Source organism: Duganella sp. Dugasp56 (assembly GCF_047304105.1).
GTDB lineage: Bacteria > Pseudomonadota > Gammaproteobacteria > Burkholderiales > Burkholderiaceae_D > Rugamonas > Rugamonas hordei.
Window position 1 is genome coordinate 38352 of record NZ_JBGLYQ010000023.1, and the last position, 16879, is coordinate 55230.

Annotated in this window: 16 protein-coding genes; 9 read left to right on the top strand and 7 right to left on the bottom strand. The window is 65.0% G+C overall.

All coding sequences use genetic code 11. The features are described 5' to 3' along the window. Together ACCD07_RS17185 and ACCD07_RS17190 are read right to left on the bottom strand one after the other, a co-directional pair. Positions 1–378 carry a GtrA family protein gene (locus ACCD07_RS17185; RefSeq protein WP_353405086.1) on the bottom strand — a complete coding sequence of 126 codons (378 nt, stop codon included), beginning with the start codon at positions 376–378 and terminating at the stop codon, positions 1–3. Beyond that, complete coding sequence (locus ACCD07_RS17190; protein WP_413448054.1) at positions 375–2021, bottom strand: hypothetical protein; 1647 nt, start codon at positions 2019–2021, stop codon at positions 375–377. The genes ACCD07_RS17185 and ACCD07_RS17190 overlap by 4 nt, the downstream gene beginning before the upstream one ends. 231 nt (positions 2022–2252) lie before the next feature. Here ACCD07_RS17190 and ACCD07_RS17195 point away from each other — a divergent pair, with 231 nt between their 5' ends. Continuing rightward, the gene (locus ACCD07_RS17195) at positions 2253–2552 is read left to right on the top strand and encodes a colicin immunity domain-containing protein (RefSeq protein ID WP_413448055.1); all 300 of its coding nucleotides are present in this window, start codon (positions 2253–2255) and stop codon (positions 2550–2552) included. Between the two features lie 76 nt (positions 2553–2628). Here ACCD07_RS17195 and ACCD07_RS17200 read toward each other — a convergent pair whose 3' ends face one another. Continuing rightward, a complete protein-coding gene (locus ACCD07_RS17200; RefSeq protein WP_413448056.1) occupies positions 2629–3519 on the bottom strand; it encodes a sulfurtransferase in 891 nt (296 codons plus the stop codon). A 141-nt stretch (positions 3520–3660) separates the two neighbouring features. Between ACCD07_RS17200 and ACCD07_RS17205 the strand changes: the two genes are divergently transcribed. Then, on the top strand, positions 3661–3903 hold the full coding sequence (locus tag ACCD07_RS17205) for a type II toxin-antitoxin system Phd/YefM family antitoxin (protein ID WP_353405091.1): 243 nt from the start codon (positions 3661–3663) through the stop codon (positions 3901–3903). Further along, positions 3900–4319: a type II toxin-antitoxin system VapC family toxin gene (locus tag ACCD07_RS17210; protein ID WP_353405093.1), complete on the top strand. Its 420-nt coding sequence runs from the start codon at positions 3900–3902 to the stop codon at positions 4317–4319. The genes ACCD07_RS17205 and ACCD07_RS17210 overlap by 4 nt, the downstream gene beginning before the upstream one ends. Before the next feature lie 11 nt (positions 4320–4330). Here the strand turns inward: ACCD07_RS17210 and ACCD07_RS17215 are convergent, their stop codons facing one another. After that, positions 4331–5041, bottom strand: a complete 711-nt coding sequence (locus ACCD07_RS17215) for a hypothetical protein (RefSeq protein WP_353405095.1) — start codon at positions 5039–5041, stop codon at positions 4331–4333. 129 nt (positions 5042–5170) lie between these two features. On the opposite strand from ACCD07_RS17215, the gene dnaE reads away from it, so the two are divergent. Next, positions 5171–8728: a DNA polymerase III subunit alpha gene (gene dnaE, locus ACCD07_RS17220; RefSeq protein ID WP_353405096.1), complete on the top strand. Its 3558-nt coding sequence runs from the start codon at positions 5171–5173 to the stop codon at positions 8726–8728. 7 nt (positions 8729–8735) lie between these two features. On the opposite strand, the gene ACCD07_RS17225 is transcribed toward dnaE, so the two are convergent. Beyond that, positions 8736–8969: a DUF6139 family protein gene (locus tag ACCD07_RS17225; RefSeq protein WP_353405097.1), complete on the bottom strand. Its 234-nt coding sequence runs from the start codon at positions 8967–8969 to the stop codon at positions 8736–8738. Between the two features lie 151 nt (positions 8970–9120). Here ACCD07_RS17225 and ACCD07_RS17230 point away from each other — a divergent pair, with 151 nt between their 5' ends. Beyond that, positions 9121–9990 (top strand): hypothetical protein, encoded by an 870-nt coding sequence (locus ACCD07_RS17230; RefSeq protein ID WP_413448057.1) that lies wholly within the window; start codon positions 9121–9123, stop codon positions 9988–9990. Positions 9991–10019: 29 nt separating this feature from the next. Here ACCD07_RS17230 and ACCD07_RS17235 read toward each other — a convergent pair whose 3' ends face one another. Further along, positions 10020–10994, bottom strand: coding sequence for a VirK/YbjX family protein (locus ACCD07_RS17235; RefSeq protein WP_413448058.1), 975 nt, complete (start codon positions 10992–10994; stop codon positions 10020–10022). 365 nt (positions 10995–11359) lie between these two features. Between ACCD07_RS17235 and ACCD07_RS17240 the strand changes: the two genes are divergently transcribed. Further along, the gene (locus tag ACCD07_RS17240; RefSeq protein WP_413448059.1) at positions 11360–12982 is read left to right on the top strand and encodes an ATP-binding protein; all 1623 of its coding nucleotides are present in this window, start codon (positions 11360–11362) and stop codon (positions 12980–12982) included. Next, positions 12972–13583, top strand: coding sequence for a response regulator transcription factor (locus ACCD07_RS17245; RefSeq protein WP_353405101.1), 612 nt, complete (start codon positions 12972–12974; stop codon positions 13581–13583). Before ACCD07_RS17240 ends, ACCD07_RS17245 begins: the two co-directional genes overlap by 11 nt. Positions 13584–13600: 17 nt before the next feature. On the opposite strand, the gene ACCD07_RS17250 is transcribed toward ACCD07_RS17245, so the two are convergent. After that, positions 13601–14413, bottom strand: a complete 813-nt coding sequence (locus ACCD07_RS17250; protein WP_413448060.1) for a glycosyltransferase family 2 protein — start codon at positions 14411–14413, stop codon at positions 13601–13603. Between the two features lie 74 nt (positions 14414–14487). On the opposite strand from ACCD07_RS17250, the gene ACCD07_RS17255 reads away from it, so the two are divergent. Both ACCD07_RS17255 and waaF read left to right on the top strand, forming a co-directional pair. Next, on the top strand, positions 14488–15732 hold the full coding sequence (locus tag ACCD07_RS17255; protein ID WP_413448061.1) for an O-antigen ligase family protein: 1245 nt from the start codon (positions 14488–14490) through the stop codon (positions 15730–15732). Then, a complete protein-coding gene (gene waaF / locus ACCD07_RS17260; RefSeq protein ID WP_413448062.1) occupies positions 15729–16781 on the top strand; it encodes a lipopolysaccharide heptosyltransferase II in 1053 nt (350 codons plus the stop codon). Before ACCD07_RS17255 ends, waaF begins: the two co-directional genes overlap by 4 nt. Positions 16782–16879: the final 98 nt, after the last annotated feature.

Below are 16879 nucleotides of genomic sequence, written 5' to 3' on the forward strand. Positions count from 1 at the left end.
TTATGGTGCTCGCATGGTGCGGGTCAGCGTCTTCATGAAGATGAAGTTGGTGACCAGGTTGAATGGGGTGATGAAGATCTTGGCGACCAGCGGGTTGGGCAGCGCGGCCGCGACCAGTCCCAGGATGTGGGAGTAGGCGAGGATGGACAGCAGCTGGTAGCCCCAGTAGATCAGCAGGTGGCGCCCGCCGCGCGGCCCGCTGTGCTGGAACACCGACTTGAGCGAGGTGAACCAGACGAAGGTGACGCCGGCGTACGACGACGCGATATTGGCCAGCGGCGCCGGGCAGCCGGCCAGCTTGACCAGCAGCGTGAAGGTGGCCATGTCGCACAGCCAGCCCAGGCCGGACAGCGCGACGAAGCGCAGCAGCATCGTCATTTCCTGGCTGCGCGGCGCGCGAGGTAGTCGGCCTTGACGCGGGCCATGGCGGTGTCGAGCTGGTCGCCGTCGTACAGCCAGATCTGCATGCGGTCGACCGGGCAGGCCTGGACGCGGCTGGGCGGCGGCAGCAGCTTGCCGATGGTGTCCGGCGTGTAGTCGAACTGGCCGCCGGCGCCGTTGTCGCGCAGCAGCGCGAAGTTGTAGTGCTGGTGCGCCGGATAGTTTTGCGGACGCAGCAGCGGACCCAGGGTGGTCACCCAGAACATCGGCACCGTGTCGTTGGTGGTGATCGTCACCGGATTGTGGCGCGGCAGGTAGTAGCTGATGGCGCTGCCGTTCCAGTAGTCGCCGATGCCGGCCTTGAGCGGGAAGCCGCCGGCCTCGATCGCCTTCAGGCAGTCGGCCACGCTGCTGGCCATGTCGACGTTGGGTTGTTGCTGGCGCGTGACCTGGACGGCGCCGGCGGCGATGACGGCCGCGCCGAGCACGGCGCCCACGTGCCAGGCCAGCGCGCGGCGGCGGTGATGGTGGTCCAGCAGGATCACGGCCAGCACGCAGGCCAGCGTCAGCGGGAAGGTGAAGTAGCGGTAGGAGTTCAGGTCGCCGAAGCCGGACGACAGCACCGAGCCGGTCACGGTGACCGGCAGCGCCACGCACAGCAGCGCGGCGGCGGCGCCGTAGCGCCAGCCGAGATCGCCGCCCAGGCGCGGCCAGCGCAGCGCCGGGCCGGCCGGATCCAGCTCCAGCCGGCGCAGCAGCGCCACCAGCAGGTAGCCCAGCACCAGCAGCAGCGCGATGGCCAGCGCCTGCACCCAGTGGTTGGACGGCGAGAACGCGGCGGCGGTGGCCTGCATGAACAGCTTGAGTGAGTTGCCGACCGTCTCGGGCGAGGCGTGCGCGTGGCCTTCGTAGGGGATGTTACGGATCAGCAGCGCTTCCAGCGCCGAGGCCAGCAGCTGCGAGGCGGCCAGCAGGCCGAGCAGGCGCCAGGCCTGGCGGCGCCAGCGCAGCGGCAGGTGCGACTGTTTCGGCAGCGCGATCAGCGCCAGCGCGGCCAGCACCACCAGCGGCGTGACGAAGGTCAGCGCGAACAGCCGGGTCGAGGCCTTGGCGGCGGCGATCAGCAACACCAGCAGCAGCGCTGTGCTCCAGCGCGGCGCGGCTAGGTGGCGCAGCAGCAGGCCCAGCCCGACCAGGCCGGCCATGGTGGCGCCGAGGTGGTTGTTGGTGCTGTAAAAATAAAACCACATGCCCGAGGCGGACGCGGTCAGCGTCACGTAGGCCAGCAACAGCAGCAGCGCGGCCTGCGCCGAGCGGCTCAGTTGCGGCGCGACCTGGCGCGCGCACCACAGCGCGGCGGCGCCCAGCAGCAGCACCTGCGCTGCCGACACCGCGAAGATGCGGCCGGGCGCGTCGGGCCACAGCGGATAGGCGATCAGGTACAGCAGCATGTCGGGCACGAAGGCGGGGGCCTGGACGAATTTCCATTCCGTCCAGCGTCCGCCGTGCTGGAACAGGTCGGTGAACAGGGAATCGAGGAACAGCGTATCGCTGTTCAGCGTGACTTTGAAGCGCAGCAGCGTGGCGGTGGCGGCAAGCAGCAGCCAGGCCGCCGCCAGTTTGATTTTTTCGATGGACATTGTTGTTGTGTTCGTTTCCGGCAGGGAATTGCCTGATTATAAAGCGTATCAGGCTTGCCGCAACGAACCGCAGCACGCCGGCCGCTCAGTGCTTGACCACCAGTTGACATGGCTTTGCGCGATGTCACCATATATTGGCTTGTCCGTTGCATCATCTTCATTTGAACCTCACTGGCGTGGGCGATGTCAAATGGATACTACTGAGGACTGGCAGATTGGGAGGGGGACAGCATGAGCAAAGCAGTTGAAATGTACGGTGACTTGATAGAGCGCTTTTTGGGGCACAAGCTATCCATCGAGGAGTTCAGTACTACTTTCATGGAACGTTTTCAAAGCGAGACAGAGCAACTGGATGAGCCGCTTTTTTTGTTACTGGATGAACTTTTTGGCGATGTCGATTCCACTACGGACAATCTTGAATTGTTGGCCGAAAATCCCGAGTTTTATATGGACAAAGAAGGGTTGGAAGTCAAAGCGAGAGATATCCTGCAACGGATGCGGGCGTGGCGCACCCATCGTGTGACAGCCTAGCCATGGTGGCGAATCAGAGCCGCGCATCACATAGCAATCAGCCATACAGCAACGGCGCCCTCGGGCGCCGTTTTCCTTATTCCTTGCTGTAGCAGTGCGGGCACGACTTCTCGTAGACATACTCCGGCGACAGCTGCTGGCGCGGGGTGACCACGGCGCGGCAGACGAAGCATTGCACGGTCTCGGTCGGTTCCAGTTTCGGGTTCAACGCGGTGCGGTAGTCGAACACGAAGCAGTCGCCGGTGTAGTGGGCGCCGCCGACTTCCTCGAAGTACTTGAGGATGCCGCCTTCGAGCTGGTAGACGTTTTCGTAGCCGATGTTCTGCATGTGGATCGCGGCTTTTTCGCAGCGGATGCCGCCGGTGCAGAAGGTGACCACGGTCTTGCCTTCGAAGTCGCCCTTGTGGGCGGCGATCACTTCCGGGAACTCGGTGAACTTCTTGATGCGGTAGTCGACCGTGTTGTCGAAGGTGCCGACGTCGACCTCGAAATCGTTGCGGGTGTCGACCATGACCACCGGCTTGCCGTGGTCGTCGACGCCGTTGTCGAGCCAGCGCTTGAGCGTGTGCGCCTCGACGAACGGCGCGCGGCCTTCCTCAGGCTTGATCAGCGGCATGCGCATGGTGATGATTTCTTTTTTGATCTTGACCAGCATGCGCTTGTGCGACTGCTCGACCGAATAGCTTTCCTTCACTTCCAGGTCGGCGAAGCGGGCGTCCGCGCGCACCCAGGCCAGGTACTCGTCGATGTGCGAGCGCGGGCCGGACAGGAACATATTGATGCCTTCCGGCGTCAGCAGGATGGTGCCCTTGAGGCCGAGCCGCTTGCAGATGTCCTGGTACAGCGGACGCATCTCTTCGGTGTTGTCGAAGGTAACGAACTTGTAGGCGGCAATGTTGACGTGAGCGGCAGCGGCAGCGATGGCGGCGGCATGCGCTTCAGCTTGTAAAGCAGTATTAGCGTGCATGATGGAATGAGATCAAATTGAAGAGCCGACATTATACGCGTTAGTGTGGCATTTTATCGAGGGTCTGCACAAAAAATGAGCACCGCAACGCATTGAACAAGCGTAAAATCAAACTAGGTCGTGAACTAGGTTGAGGTCGCCATGTACAAAGAGATCGGCGCATTTGATGCGAAGGCAAAACTTTCTGAATTGCTGCGCGAAGTGCGCGGGGGGCAGCGCTATACCATCACGGTTCGCGGCGAGCCGGTGGCGGATCTGGTGCCGTTTGGCAGTGCCACGGCTGGCAGCAGTCATGCCGCAGTGGAGGCGATGCGGCAACTCAAGAAAATCACGGGCGTCGATGGACATCAGGTGCTGGAATGGATAGGCGAGGGGCGCCGATGATGTTGGTGCTGGATGCGTCCATGGTGCTGTCCTGGATCTTTGAGCGGGCGGACGCCGCAGAGCGGGATCTCGCCGACCGGGCGCTGCAGGCTTTGTCCGGGGCGTCGGCCAGCGTGCCTGCGCTGTGGCATGTTGAAGTTGCCAATGCCTTGCTGGTCGGAGAGCGCCGCCGCGTCATCACCCCCGTCCAGGGCGCCGATTTCCTGCGGCGGCTGGATCGGCTGTCTATCCGCGTCGACGTCGCCGAAACCGCGGCGCATCGGGACGCGATCATGGCATTGGCCAGGCTATACGACCTGACCGCGTACGATGCGTGCTATCTGGAATTGGCGTTGCGCAGCAGCGGCGCACTCGCCAGCTTCGATGCCAAGCTGATCAAAGCTGCGGGCGCGGCGGGCATCGCCGTATTTCAATAGCCCGCCGGCCGTCAGCCGGGGCCAAGCGCCGCCAGCGCAGCCCTTGCTTGCGCGACGCAGTCGGGTGGCAGCCAGGCTTGCGACAGGCATCTCAGCGGCTCGCGCTGAAGGGCGGGCGGCATTTCCTGCGCCAGCTTCAGCAGGGCCGCATGGCCGCGCCGCTGATCGCGCTCCAGAGGGATGTGGCCCACACTCATCAGACGCAACAGGTCGGTTAGCCGGGCGAACGCGTCTGCGCGATGGGGCGGCGAAAGTTCCGTCAGGTCTGCGACCAGGTGCTGGAAAGCGGCCACAGGCCGGTCGCCGCTGTGCTGGATCTTGTTGGTCAGCGCAGCGATGCGTTCGGCGCGCAGCGGCTCCCGCACGCGGCGCACTGCCGCGCGCGCCGTGGCATATTGCTCCGGGTTGGCTATGTTGGGTATCAGGGCGTCGGCGCGGACCGTGCGCATCTGCGCGTCCAGCGCGGCACGCTGGACGGATCCGGTAAGGCTGAGGGCCAGCAGGTCGCGTGGATCTTGCAAGTACACACCGACGTCGGCAATCAATTCGTCTGGCAGATTTCCCATGCGTAGCACCGCCTTGGAGATGCCGTGGCGGTTGGTTGTCGTCACCTGCGTCACGCCGGCTTGCGCCTGGGCTGTCCCGGCTTCGCCGGGGCGCAGATACTGCGCGCCGGCGTCGGCCGGCGGCAAGGGGGGAAGACTGGTCGGGAAGCTGGGCATGGTTGTCGTGGATGGCTGGGCCCGGCGGTGGGCGTATGCCCATGAGTAGCCATGCCCGCCATATTGTTCCATCGCACCAGGCCGCCGCACGGTAAAATAGCCGGATATCGAACCAGCAACGAGCGGCATATGAACATGGTAGCAAACGAACAAGAAGTGGTGGCCAACCCGGCGGTAACTTCAGCGGTAGCCCCGGTCGGACCGGCTTTCGTCCATCTGCGGGTGCACTCGGAGTATTCCATCGTCGACGGCCTGGTCCGCATCGACGACCTGGTCGGCGCCGCCGCCAAGGACAAGCAGGCCGCGCTGGCCGTCACCGACCTGGCCAATATGTTCGGCATGGTCAAGTTCTACAAGGCCGCGCGCGGCAAGGGCATCAAGCCGGTGGTCGGCGTCGACGTCTGGATCACCAACGACGACAACCGGGAAAAGCCGTCGCGCCTGATGCTGTTCGCGAAAAACCGCATGGGCTATCTGCAGCTGTGCGAACTGCTGTCGCAAGCCTGGCTGACCAACCAGTACAAGGGCCGCGCCGAGATCCGCACCGAGTGGCTGGCCGAGCTGACTTCCAAGACCTATGCGCTGCTGCCCGACGACAGTCCGGCCAACGGCCTGATCGTGCTGTCCGGCGCGCACTTCGGCGACGTCGGCCAGGCCATCGAGAACGGCAACCCGGCGCTGGCCGAAAAGAACGCCGAGAAGTGGGCCAAGCTCTTCCCCGGTCATTTCTACGTCGAGATCCAGCGCGCCGGCCAGGCCAACCAGGAAACCCAGGTGCGCCACGCGGTCGCGCTGGCGGCCAAGCTGGGCCTGCCGGTGGTGGCCACCCATCCGGTGCAGTTCATTTCCAAGGACGAGTTCATCGCCCATGAAGCCCGCACCTGTATCGCCGAAGGCGAGATGCTGGCCAATAACAAGCGGGTGCGCAGGTTCAACGAGCAGATGCGCTTCCTGTCGCAGGCGGAAATGCGCGAGCTGTTCCACGACCTGCCGGCCGCGCTGCAGAACTCGGTGGAGATCGCCAAGCGCTGCAACCTGACGCTGACCCTGGGCAAGCCGCAGCTGCCGAACTTCCCCACGCCGGGCATGACCATCGACGACTTCCTGCGCGCGGAAACCAAGAAGGGCCTGGAGGAGCGCCTGGTGCAGCTGTACCCGGACCCGGAAAAGCGCGAGGCCAACCGCAAGCGCTACGAGGACCGGCTGGAGTTCGAGAACAACACCATCATCAACATGAAGTTCCCCGGCTACTTCCTGATCGTGGCGGAGTTTATCCAGTGGGGCAAGAACAACGACGTGCCGATCGGGCCCGGCCGCGGTTCGGGCGCCGGTTCGCTGGTGGCGTACGCGCTGAAGATCACCGACCTCGATCCGCTCAAGTACAACCTGCTGTTCGAGCGTTTCCTCAATCCCGAACGCGTCTCGATGCCCGACTTCGACATCGACTTCTGCCAGGAGAAGCGCGACCTGGTGATCCAGCACGTCAAGGACCTGTACGGCCGCGACGCGGTGTCGCAGATCGCCACCTTCGGTACCATGGCGGCCAAGGGCGCGATCCGCGACGTCGGCCGCGTGATGGACTTCGGCTACAACTTCTGCGACGGCGTGTCCAAGCTGATTCCGTTCAAGCCGGGCAAGCCGGTGTCGATCGCCGAGGCGATCGAGGAAGAGCCGATGCTCAAGGAGCGCCAGCAAAATGAAGAGGAAGTGGCGCAGCTGCTGGACCTGGCGCAGCAGGTCGAAGGCATCACCCGCAACATCGGCATGCACGCCGGCGGCGTGCTGATCGCGCCGGGCAAGCTGACCGACTTCTGCCCGCTGTACACGCAGGGCGGCGACGGCGGCGTGGTGTCGCAGTACGACAAGGACGACGTCGAAGCCGTGGGCCTGGTCAAGTTCGACTTTTTGGGCCTGACCACGCTGACCATTCTCGACCGCGCGGTGCGCTACATCAAGGCGCTCGATCCGAAGGAGGCCGACTTCGACCTGGCCAAGCTGCCGCTGAACGACCGCCCGTCCTACGAGCTGCTGACCAAGGCCAAGACGGTGGCCGTGTTCCAGCTGGAGTCGCGCGGCATGCAGGGCATGCTGAAGGACGCGCGTCCCGACCGCTTCGAGGACATCATCGCGCTGGTGGCGCTGTACCGTCCGGGCCCGATGGACCTGATCCCGGACTTCTGCAAGCGCAAGCACGGCGAGAAATTCGATTATCCCGATCCGCGCACCGAATCCATCTTGTCCGAAACCTACGGCATCATGGTGTACCAGGAGCAGGTGATGCAGATGGCGCAGATCGTCGGCGGCTACTCGCTGGGCGGCGCCGACATGCTGCGCCGCGCGATGGGCAAGAAAAAAGCCGAGGAGATGGCGGAACACCGCGAGATCTTCCGCGCCGGCGCGGCCAAGGACGGCCTGTCCGCGCAGAAGGCCGACGAGATCTTCGACTTGATGGAAAAGTTCGCTGGCTACGGCTTCAACAAGTCGCACGCCGCCGCCTACGCGCTGCTGTCCTACCACACCGCCTACCTGAAGGCGCACCATCCGGCCGCGTTCATGGCGGCCAATATGTCGCTGGCGATGGAGGACACGGAGAAGGTCAAGATCCTGGTCGAGGACTCGATCGACATCTGCGGCCTGACCATCCTGCCGCCGGACATCAACAAGTCCGACTTCCGCTTCATGCCGGACGGCCCGCCGCCGTCGGTGACCGGCAAGAAGGTCACGCAGATTCGCTACGGCCTGGGCGCCTGCAAGGGCGCCGGCCAGAACGCGATCGAGGCCATCATCGCCGCGCGCACCGCCGGCGGCCCGTTCACCAGCCTGTTCGACTTCTGCAAGCGGGTCGACAAGAAGCAGATCAACCGCCGCACCATCGAATCGCTGATACGCGCCGGCGCCTTCGATTGCCTGAACATCGACCGCGCCATCCTGCTGGCCTCGGTCAGCTTCGCGATGGAGTGCGCCGACCAGGAAGCCAAGGCGGCCAACCAGGTCAGCCTGTTCGGCGGCGACGATTCCGACCTGGTGGCGCCGCCGGAATACGTCAAGGCCGCGCCGTTCACCGACCGCCAGAAGCTGGCCGAGGAAAAGATCGCGCTGGGCTTCTACCTGTCCGGCCACATGTTCGACTCGTTCGCGCCGGAAGCGCGCCGCTTCGCTCGCACCAAGCTGTCCGAGCTGGAGCCGTCGCGCGAGCCGCGCATGCTGTGCGGCGTGATCACCGGCATCCGTCCGCAGATGACGCAGCGGGGCAAAATCCTGATCGTCACCTTGGACGACAAGACCGCGGTGGTCGAGGTGACCGTGTATGCCGAGGTGTTCGAAGAGAACAAGCGCATGTTCAAGGACGACGAGTTCCTGGCCGTGGTGGGCAAGGTGTCGGAAGACCGCTTCTCGGGCGGCTTGCGCATCTCGGCCGAGAAGGTGTTCGACATCGTCACCGCGCGCGTCAACTACGGCAAGCAGCTGGGCATGGCCTTGCCGACCACGGTCGACGTGCGCAAGGTGGCCGAGGTACTGGCGCCGCACCGCCACGCGGACGGCCTGCCGGTGTCGGCGCGCATCACGCCGCAAGGCGTCAGCTGCGTGCTGCAGCTGGGCGAGGGCTGGCGCGTGGCGCCGTCGGACGAACTGCAACTGGCGCTGCAGCAGGTGCTGGGCGCCAGGGACGTCGCGATCGAGTATTGATCAGTGATCAGAGCTGCTGGTTCACGCCGGTGATGGCGTATCCCTTGGCTCCGATCTGCTGCAGCGGGTGAACGATATGGTAGCGGGACAGGTCGTCCTGGTTGTCGTCGACTTCCACCTGCTGGGCTTCGGGGTGCCAGTCGGTATTGGTGGCTTCCTCGGGGATGGGCTTTCCTTCCGGCACAGCCAGATAGCTGTGCTTGCCCTTCGCTTCATCTCGGCAATAAATATCCACTCGCATGGCTTCCTCCCTGGACGAAAGTACCCATAGTACCGGAAATTTATGTCCCGCTTCACGCTGCCGCCAACCGTGCGCCGCGTTACAAAGGGAGATATTTTTACTCGTTAATGTTGTTAATATTAAACTCCGAAATTCTTGAAGAGATCCAGCCATGTCTGTTGTCAGGCCGAACTGTAGATTTTGCGGCGCTCCCGGCGTTTATTGCAAAACCACGTATCAGTATCTCGACCTGTGCGCAAAGCACGAAGAGTTTGGTAAGGACGTGGCTGACGCTGTGGAGGTCCAGCCTATCGATTGGGATGTGCTGGTAACGGAGACGCCTCACGCAGTGTTCCAGCCCATAAGCGACTTAAGCGGCCTGCCGCAAATTCCCGGCTGGAGCGACATGACCTGGCGTTATCTGGTCGAAGAAATATATGGGTTTTCTGTGTCGGACACCGGAGTCGATTCTGCGGATCCGACGAATTTGATGAGATTTACAGTGGGACTATGCACGATGCCCGTTGGCCGGCCCGCCAATATACAGACGATTGCTGCCGACGAGAGTCACAACAAGACCGCCGGATGTCATGAGGCTGATTTTTTTGGCCGTGCTCACGTTATACACGATGAAGGCATCTTGCTGATCATGCAGACCCACGGTCCGTGCGGCAGTTGTTGCAATGCGTTCGGAGCATGGGCGCGTCGCCGGGGGGCGCCGATTGTGGTCAGCTTTCAATATGCCAAGAACGTCAGGAACATCAAGGACAAGAAGCCTGGCACTTTTGTGTTCATGCCGAAACTGACAATGCCGGGCACAGGGACTGAAGCTGCAAGGCGTTTCTACTCGTTCCCGTATAAGATACTTCCATATGTCGCCCCCAAGGGCGAGGAAAAAAAGGCGCATGCGAGTTCGAGCTCAAGTTCGAGCTCGAGTTCGTCTGTATCCTCCACTACGACCACAGGCGCCACCGCTTCTACCTCATCGGGCGGCTCCTCCGGCGGCACGGTTTCTGGTGGAACCGCGCCGGCAAAAAAATAATCAACGACAGGCAGCCGGGCGCGGCTTGCCTACGCCAGCGCGTATTCGTCGCCATCGCGTGCGCCGGGTGCCAAGGTGGAATAATTCTGGCTCAGCGGCGTCGGCACGGCCTCGAAACGCGGCGCCTGCAGGCCGCCGCGGATGGCTTCGGCCAGCGCGATCAGCGTGTCGTGGCGCTTGCGCGCCTCCGAGCGTTTCTTCGACGCGATGGCGGCCAGGTCCGGCGGATTGATCGCCTCGCAGTCCAGCTGGTAGTCGCCGTCGGCGCGCGGGCGCGCTTCCATTTCCTGCCACAGCGTATCGTAGTCGGCGTGCACCTTGCCCTGGCGGGTGGCGCCGCACACGGCGCGATTGGCGTTGCCGACCAGTCGCAGCTCGGCGCAGCCGTAGTCGTGGCCGATCTGGCCCAGCAGCTTGACCATCATGTTCTTCGGCCGCAGGCCGTGCAGTTCGCGGGTCGCGTCCTTGATCAGCTGCAAGCCCTGCTCGCCCCTCGGCCCCTGCATGCAGCCTATGCCCAGCACCGTGCCCCGCTCGCCCTGGAAGAACGAGAACGCGCAGCTATAGACCAGCTCGGCATCCTGCATCAGTTGCAGCACCAGCTCGCCTTCGCGCTCCATCGGTTCGATCGCCCGCAGCCGGATCTGGTAGGGCAGGCCGGACTTGCCGCTCACGCCGCCCAGCACCACCGGGCCGCGCGCGGCGCGCACCGTCAGCGGCCCCAGGCCGTGGCGGAACACGAAGCGGTAGTGCTGCCGCAACAGTTCTACGCGCTGCGTGCAGTCCATCGTATTGCTCAGGTAGGGGCGGTAAATCTTGTAGACCAGGCGCGGACGGGCCTTGACCAGCTCGGCGAACAGCGGATGGGAATTGAGCAGCTGCAGCCAGCCATAGGTGGCTTGGCGGTGCAGGGCGGCGCGCAGCGACAGCTTGAGCGTTTCGCGCAGGTGCTTCAGACCTTGAAAATCTGCTGCGCCGGAATGGATGGTGATTAAGTGCGACATCGTGACGTCTCTCTTGAAAACGGGCTGCAAAGGGCTGTAGTGCGGCAGCTGCACGAGAGACACGACCTGCGGCGCTAGGGTGGGGCGCGGCGATCTGACAGGTTGAAACCTGTGTCTTCAAGTCAATGGGAGGTGCCATTACGATAAGTAACGAGTGTATCCATCGTGTAACGTAATGTAAATTGGGGTAAAGGCGTACGCATTCCACTTAATAATTGCGGCGCGCAATTCACTGCTGTGCTATAGAGGGAATGCCAAACCCTTAAGGGTTACACGTAGGTGGAAAAAGCAATGCGCGATGGGTTTTGCCCATGCATAATGCTACATTACGATACATCACACGCTACCGAACGCACTATCGCCCGATGGCCCACTCCCGTCTCCGCTACCTCGAATTTCCAGCGTTTATCGCGCTGTACCTGCTGTTCGACTGGGCCACCTATATCGATCCGCTGTACGGGCTGAACATCACGCCGTGGAATCCGGATCCGGCGCTGGGGCTGGTGTTCTGGCTGCGCCATGGCTGGCGCGCGGCGCTGCCCTGGTTCCTCGCGCTGGTCGGCGGCGACCTGCTGGTGCGCGGCATGCCGGCCGGCATGCTGGTGACCTTGCTGTCGTCGCTGTGGCTGACCGTGGGCTACGGTCTGATCGGCGTGGCGCTGCGGCGCCAGTTCGGCGGCGGCGGCGTGTTCGACAACCGCGACCGGCTGTTCCGCTGGGTGCTGATCGTGGCGCTCGGCACGCTGGTCAACGACCTGGTCTATATTTCGCTGCTGTCGGCGGCGGGGCTGATCCCGGCCGGGCAGTGGGGCATGGCGGTGCTGCGCTTCGGCATCGGCGACATGGTGGGCGTGCTGGTGTCGATGCCGCTGATCTGGATGCTGTCGACCGCGCCGGGCCGCCAGCGGCTGCGCACCATCGTCTGGCGCGCCGAGACGGTGAGCTACCTGGCGCTGGCGCTGTTCGTGCTCTGGATGGTGTTCGGCACCATCGCCACGTCCGAGTTCAAGCATTTTTACTTCCTGTTCCTGCCGGTGATCTGGGCCGCGTTCCGCCAGGGCCTGTACGGCACGGCGCTGATGGTGTTCGCGCTGCAGGCCGGCATCGGCGCGCTGGTCAAGTGGAACCACGCGGTCGATATCGCCGTGCCGGAGCTGCAGATGCTCGACGCGATGCTGGCGCTGGTGGGCTTTTCGATCGGCATCGCGGTCGATGAGCTGCGCAAGGTCGCGGCCGACCTGAAGCAAACGCTGCGGCTGGCGGCGGCGGGCGAGATGGCCGCCGCGCTGGCGCATGAGCTGAACCAGCCGCTGACGGCGCTGGCCACCTACGGCAAGGCGTGCGAATACCTGCTCGAGCGGGGCGAGGCAGGCAGCAGCGAGATGCTGAAGAGCGCGATCCAGCGCATGATCGCCGAGTCGGGCCGGGCCGCCGAAGTGGTGCGGCGGCTGCGCGACTTCTTCCGCACCGGCGCGATGAAGCTGGAGCCGGTCGAGGCCGGCCAGCTGGTGTCGGGCATCAGCCAGCAGTTCTTCAGCCAGCTGCGCGAGCAGGGCGTCGAGCTGCAGGTGCGCGAGATACCGCAGCTGTCGGTGCTGGCCGACCGCCTGCAGCTGGAACTGGTGCTGCGCAACCTGATCGCCAACGCGATCGAGGCGGTGCAGGAGCAGCCGGCCGGCGCGCGCCGCATCACGCTGTCGGCCGAAAAGCTCGACAGCCAGCGCGGCTGCCTGCAGCTGTCGGTCGAGGACAGCGGCAAGGGCGTGTCGGCGGCGCTGGCCGCGCGCCTGTTCGAGCCGTTCGTGTCGTCCAAGGCCAGCGGCCTGGGCCTGGGACTGGTGCTGAGCCGCGCGATCATGGAGGCGCACGGCGGTTCGCTGTGGGCCGAGGTGGGCGACCACGGGATTTTCAGGATGGCGCTGCCGTTGGCGCGCAGCGGGGAACACAAGCCCGAACAAGATGGAGAACAGGTGAGCTATGCAGCATGATTTGACCGTATTCATCGTCGACGACGACCCTTCCGTGCGCGACGCCCTGAGCCTGCTGCTGGGCGTGCGCGGCTACCGCACGGCGATGTTCGCCAGCGGCGAGGCCTTCCTGCAGGCGTGGCAGGCCTCGTGGTCCGGCTGCCTGCTGATCGATATCCGCATGTCCGGCATGGACGGCCTGAGCCTGCAGCAGGAGCTGACCGCGCGCGGCTGCCGCATACCGGTGATCATCATGAGCGGACACGGCGACGTCAGCATGGCGCGCGCGGCGTTCAAGGCCGACGCGGTGGACTTCCTGGAAAAGCCGTTCGACGACGCCAAGCTGATCGCCGCCATCGACGAGGCGCTGGGCCGCGCCCGCGCCGACTACAGCGAGCGGCAGCGCCGCAGCCGCAGCCGGGACCTGCTGGACGAGCTGACGCCGCGCGAGCGGGAAGTGATGCAGCTGGTGGTGCTGGGCCGCCACAACCGCGAGATCGGCCCGGCGCTGGGCATCAGCGTGCGCACGGTGGAGGTGCACAAGGCGCGCCTGATGAGCAAGCTGGGGGTCGACAACGTGGCCGACCTGGTGCGCATCAGCATGCTCGACGGCGAAGCCTGAGCCGGTCCATCGACCCTTCAGTCTTTCAATCCCTTGACCGCCAGCACGGTGCGCTCCCTGGCCCGCTGCAGCACGGTGGCGCGGTTGCTGGTTTCCTGGTCGCGCGCGTTTTCGCGGTGCCACAGGTGCAATACCTCGGTGGCATAGGCGCCGTCCTTGCGCATCACCCCCGCATTGAACAGCCGTAGCACCAGGTCGGAATCCTCGTGGCCCCAGCCGAGGAAGCTTTCGTCGAAGCCGTTGACCAGGTCCAGGTCCGAGCGCCACACGGCCAGGTTGCAGCTCTTGATGCGGCGCCAGGTGAAGCGGCGGCTGGTGCGGCCCACATCCGGCAAGGTCAGCAGCAGCGGCAGCACCTTGTTCAGCGCGCCGCTGCGGCGCCAGGCCAGCTTTTCGGCCGTGCCCAGCGCCTGCAGGTCCAGGTGCTGCGCCAGCACGCGCGCGGTGGCCGCTTCGCTGAGCAGGATGCGGCTGCCCTGGACCAGATAGCCGCGCTGCGCCAGCTTGCGGTGCTGGCTGATAAAATTACGCTGCGGCACGCAATCGCCGTCGAGGAAGACGATGTAGTCGCCGCGGGCGTCCAAGGTGCCGAGGTTGCGGGCGCGGGCGGCGCGGAAGCCCAGGTCTTCCTGCCACACATGGCGCAGCGGCACCGGCGAGCGCGCCTGCAGCGCCGCCACCGCCTGCTGCGTGTTGTGGCCGGAGCCGTCATCAGCGATAATGATTTCGAATCCGGCATCGTCCTGTGCGAAGCAGGCCTCGACCACGGCGGTCAGGGCGTCTGGACGGTTGTAGGTGGTGATGACGACGGAAATGGTAGAGGATGGCATAGAGGATGTTTGCGCTTGCAGGGCATGGCGATGTCGATACATTGCCGTCTTGCAATATAAAACTATAAAAATGAATGAATAATACCTTACCAAAGAATTCCGCCAGCTCAGTCTTTATCCACAGCCTGATTTTCATGCTGCCCTTCCTGGCGCTGATCAGCAGTTTCGGGGTCGGCCTCTGCAGTTTCGCCTTTTTGCTGGCGGCCATCGTCTGCCGGCGCCGCGCCTGGCCGGCGCTGCAGCACCACCTGCCGTCGGTGCGCGGCGTGCTGATCGCCTTCGGCCTGGCGCTGGGGCTGGCCTTGCTCAACTTCTGGTTCAGCGCCGGCGCGCTGCTGCGCGACCTGGAAAAACCCAGCCGCATGCTGGCCGCCGCCACCGTCATGCTGACGGTGCTGGCGCTGCGTCCCAGCCGCAAGGCCCTGTGGTGGGGCCTGATCGCCGGCTCCATGGCCGGCGCCGCCTTCATCGCCTACCAGCGCTGGGGCATGGGCGTCGAGCGTCCCGGCGGCCTGATCAACTCGATCACCTTCGGCGACATCGTCCTGTGCATGGGCCTGCTGTGCCTGGCCGGCATGCTCGATTTCGCCGGCCGCGCCGCGATCTGGCCCGGGCTGGGCGCGCTGGCCGGCCTGACCGGCTCGATCGCTTCCGGCACGCGCGGCGGCTGGGTGGCCATCATTTGCGCCATCGTCGTGCTGGTGCGCTATGGCCACGTGCTGCGCGGCCGCCTGCGCAAGGGGCTGGCGCTGCTGGCGCTGGCGCTCATGGTGAGCACTTACTTTATCCCGCAGACGGGCGCCCGCATGCGCATCGACCAGGGCATCAGCGACATCCAGCAATACATGAACGGCGGCGAGACCTACACCAACGTCGGCGTCCGCCTGGAGCTGTGGCGCAGCGCGCTGCGGCTGATCGAGCGCCGTCCGCTGCTGGGCGCCAACGCGGCCACCGAGCGCGAGGAACTGGCGGCGCTGGTGGCGGCGCACAAGGTCCATCCTTACGTGCTGGAGTTCCCGCACTATCATAACGACATCCTGCAGGCGCTGGTGTTCGGCGGCGTGGTGGGCCTGCTGGTATGGGGCGCGACGCTGGTGGCGCCCTTCCTGTTCTTCGTGCGCCTGCTGAACCGTCCGGAATCGGCGGCGGCCGGCGTCACCGCGCCGGCGCTGGCCGGCCTGCTGCTGGTGCTGAGCTACTTCAGCTTCGGCCTGACGGAAGTGATCTTCTGGTCGGTGCGCAGCTGCATGTTCTACGCGCTGATGCTGTTCCTGCTGATCGGCTTGTGCCTGAACGCGCAGGAAAGGACGACCCCATGACCCATGATTCCTCGTCACCGCGCACGCTGGTGATCTCGCCCAACTGGATCGGCGACGCGGTGATGGCGCAGCCCTTGCTGCAGCTGCTGCGGGCCGCCCATCCCGAGCGGCCGATCGACGTGCTGGCGCCGCCGGCGGTGTCGCCGGTGTGGCGGCAGATGGCCGAAGTCGACGAGGTGCTGGAGACGCCGTTCCGCCACGGCGCTCTGCAGCTCAAGGAGCGCTGGAAATATGCGCGCATGCTGCGCCGGCGCGGCTATGCCGACGCCTATGTGCTGCCGAACACCATCAAGTACGCGCTGATCCCCTGGCTGGCTGGCATCAGGCGCCGCGTCGGCTACAAGGGCGAGAGCCGCCATGGCCTGATCAACGTGATGCATTTCGACGAAGCGCCGCCGCGGCCGATGACGGCGTTCTACGCGGCGCTGGCGGCGCCGCCGGTGACGGTGCAGGGCGCGGCCATGCGCGCGGCGCTGCCGCGGCCGCGGATGGCGGCCAGCGCGGCGCAGATCGCCGCCGTCTGCGTCCGCACCGGCATCGATGAGGCGCGGCCGCTGGTGGCGTTTGCGCCGGGAGCGGAATTCGGCGGTGCCAAGCGCTGGCCGGCGCGCCACTTCGCCGGCCTGGCGCAAGCCATCCTGGCGCGCGACCCGGCCACGCAGATCGCCCTGCTCGGATCGCCGAAGGACAAGGAGGCCTGCGCCGAGGTGGCGCAAGATCTGCCGGCGCAGGCGGTGTTCAACCTGGCCGGCGCCACCAGCCTGGCCGAAGCGATCGCGCTGATCGCGCGCGCCGCCGCCGTGGTCAGCAACGACTCCGGCCTGCTGCATATCGCCTCGGCGCTGAACCGCCCGGTGGTGGCGCTGTACGGCCCCACCGATCCCGATCATGCGCCGCCGTTTTCCGACCTCGCCGCCTCGATTTCGCTGCGCCTCGATTGCGGGCCCTGCAAGCAGCGCGAATGCCCGCTCGGCCACCAGGATTGCATGGTCAAGATGACGCCGGACCTGGTCTGGCACCGTTTGCAGCCGATGCTGTCGGCGCCCTAGGGCGGCCATGCAACAGCGCCGTCCAAAACGGCGCAGTTGCTCCGATTTGCTGTATAAAGCAGAAATACCCTCGCCCCGCGATCACGGGCCACTTCGCC

Excerpts from the sequence above, each read along its gene's own strand:
- ACCD07_RS17185 (WP_353405086.1), bottom strand. The coding sequence starts at position 378 with ATGACGATGCTGCTGCGCTTCGTCGCGCTGTCCGGCCTGGGCTGGCTG.
- ACCD07_RS17190 (WP_413448054.1), bottom strand. The coding sequence starts at position 2,021 with ATGTCCATCGAAAAAATCAAACTGGCGGCGGCCTGGCTGCTGCTTGCC.
- ACCD07_RS17195 (WP_413448055.1), top strand. The coding sequence starts at position 2,253 with ATGAGCAAAGCAGTTGAAATGTACGGTGACTTGATAGAGCGCTTTTTG.
- ACCD07_RS17200 (WP_413448056.1), bottom strand. The coding sequence starts at position 3,519 with ATGCACGCTAATACTGCTTTACAAGCTGAAGCGCATGCCGCCGCCATC.
- ACCD07_RS17205 (WP_353405091.1), top strand. The coding sequence starts at position 3,661 with ATGTACAAAGAGATCGGCGCATTTGATGCGAAGGCAAAACTTTCTGAA.
- ACCD07_RS17210 (WP_353405093.1), top strand. The coding sequence starts at position 3,900 with ATGATGTTGGTGCTGGATGCGTCCATGGTGCTGTCCTGGATCTTTGAG.
- ACCD07_RS17215 (WP_353405095.1), bottom strand. The coding sequence starts at position 5,041 with ATGCCCAGCTTCCCGACCAGTCTTCCCCCCTTGCCGCCGGCCGACGCC.
- dnaE (WP_353405096.1), top strand. The coding sequence starts at position 5,171 with ATGAACATGGTAGCAAACGAACAAGAAGTGGTGGCCAACCCGGCGGTA.
- ACCD07_RS17225 (WP_353405097.1), bottom strand. The coding sequence starts at position 8,969 with ATGCGAGTGGATATTTATTGCCGAGATGAAGCGAAGGGCAAGCACAGC.
- ACCD07_RS17230 (WP_413448057.1), top strand. The coding sequence starts at position 9,121 with ATGTCTGTTGTCAGGCCGAACTGTAGATTTTGCGGCGCTCCCGGCGTT.
- ACCD07_RS17235 (WP_413448058.1), bottom strand. The coding sequence starts at position 10,994 with ATGTCGCACTTAATCACCATCCATTCCGGCGCAGCAGATTTTCAAGGT.
- ACCD07_RS17240 (WP_413448059.1), top strand. The coding sequence starts at position 11,360 with ATGGCCCACTCCCGTCTCCGCTACCTCGAATTTCCAGCGTTTATCGCG.
- ACCD07_RS17245 (WP_353405101.1), top strand. The coding sequence starts at position 12,972 with ATGCAGCATGATTTGACCGTATTCATCGTCGACGACGACCCTTCCGTG.
- ACCD07_RS17250 (WP_413448060.1), bottom strand. The coding sequence starts at position 14,413 with ATGCCATCCTCTACCATTTCCGTCGTCATCACCACCTACAACCGTCCA.
- ACCD07_RS17255 (WP_413448061.1), top strand. The coding sequence starts at position 14,488 with ATGAATAATACCTTACCAAAGAATTCCGCCAGCTCAGTCTTTATCCAC.
- waaF (WP_413448062.1), top strand. The coding sequence starts at position 15,729 with ATGACCCATGATTCCTCGTCACCGCGCACGCTGGTGATCTCGCCCAAC.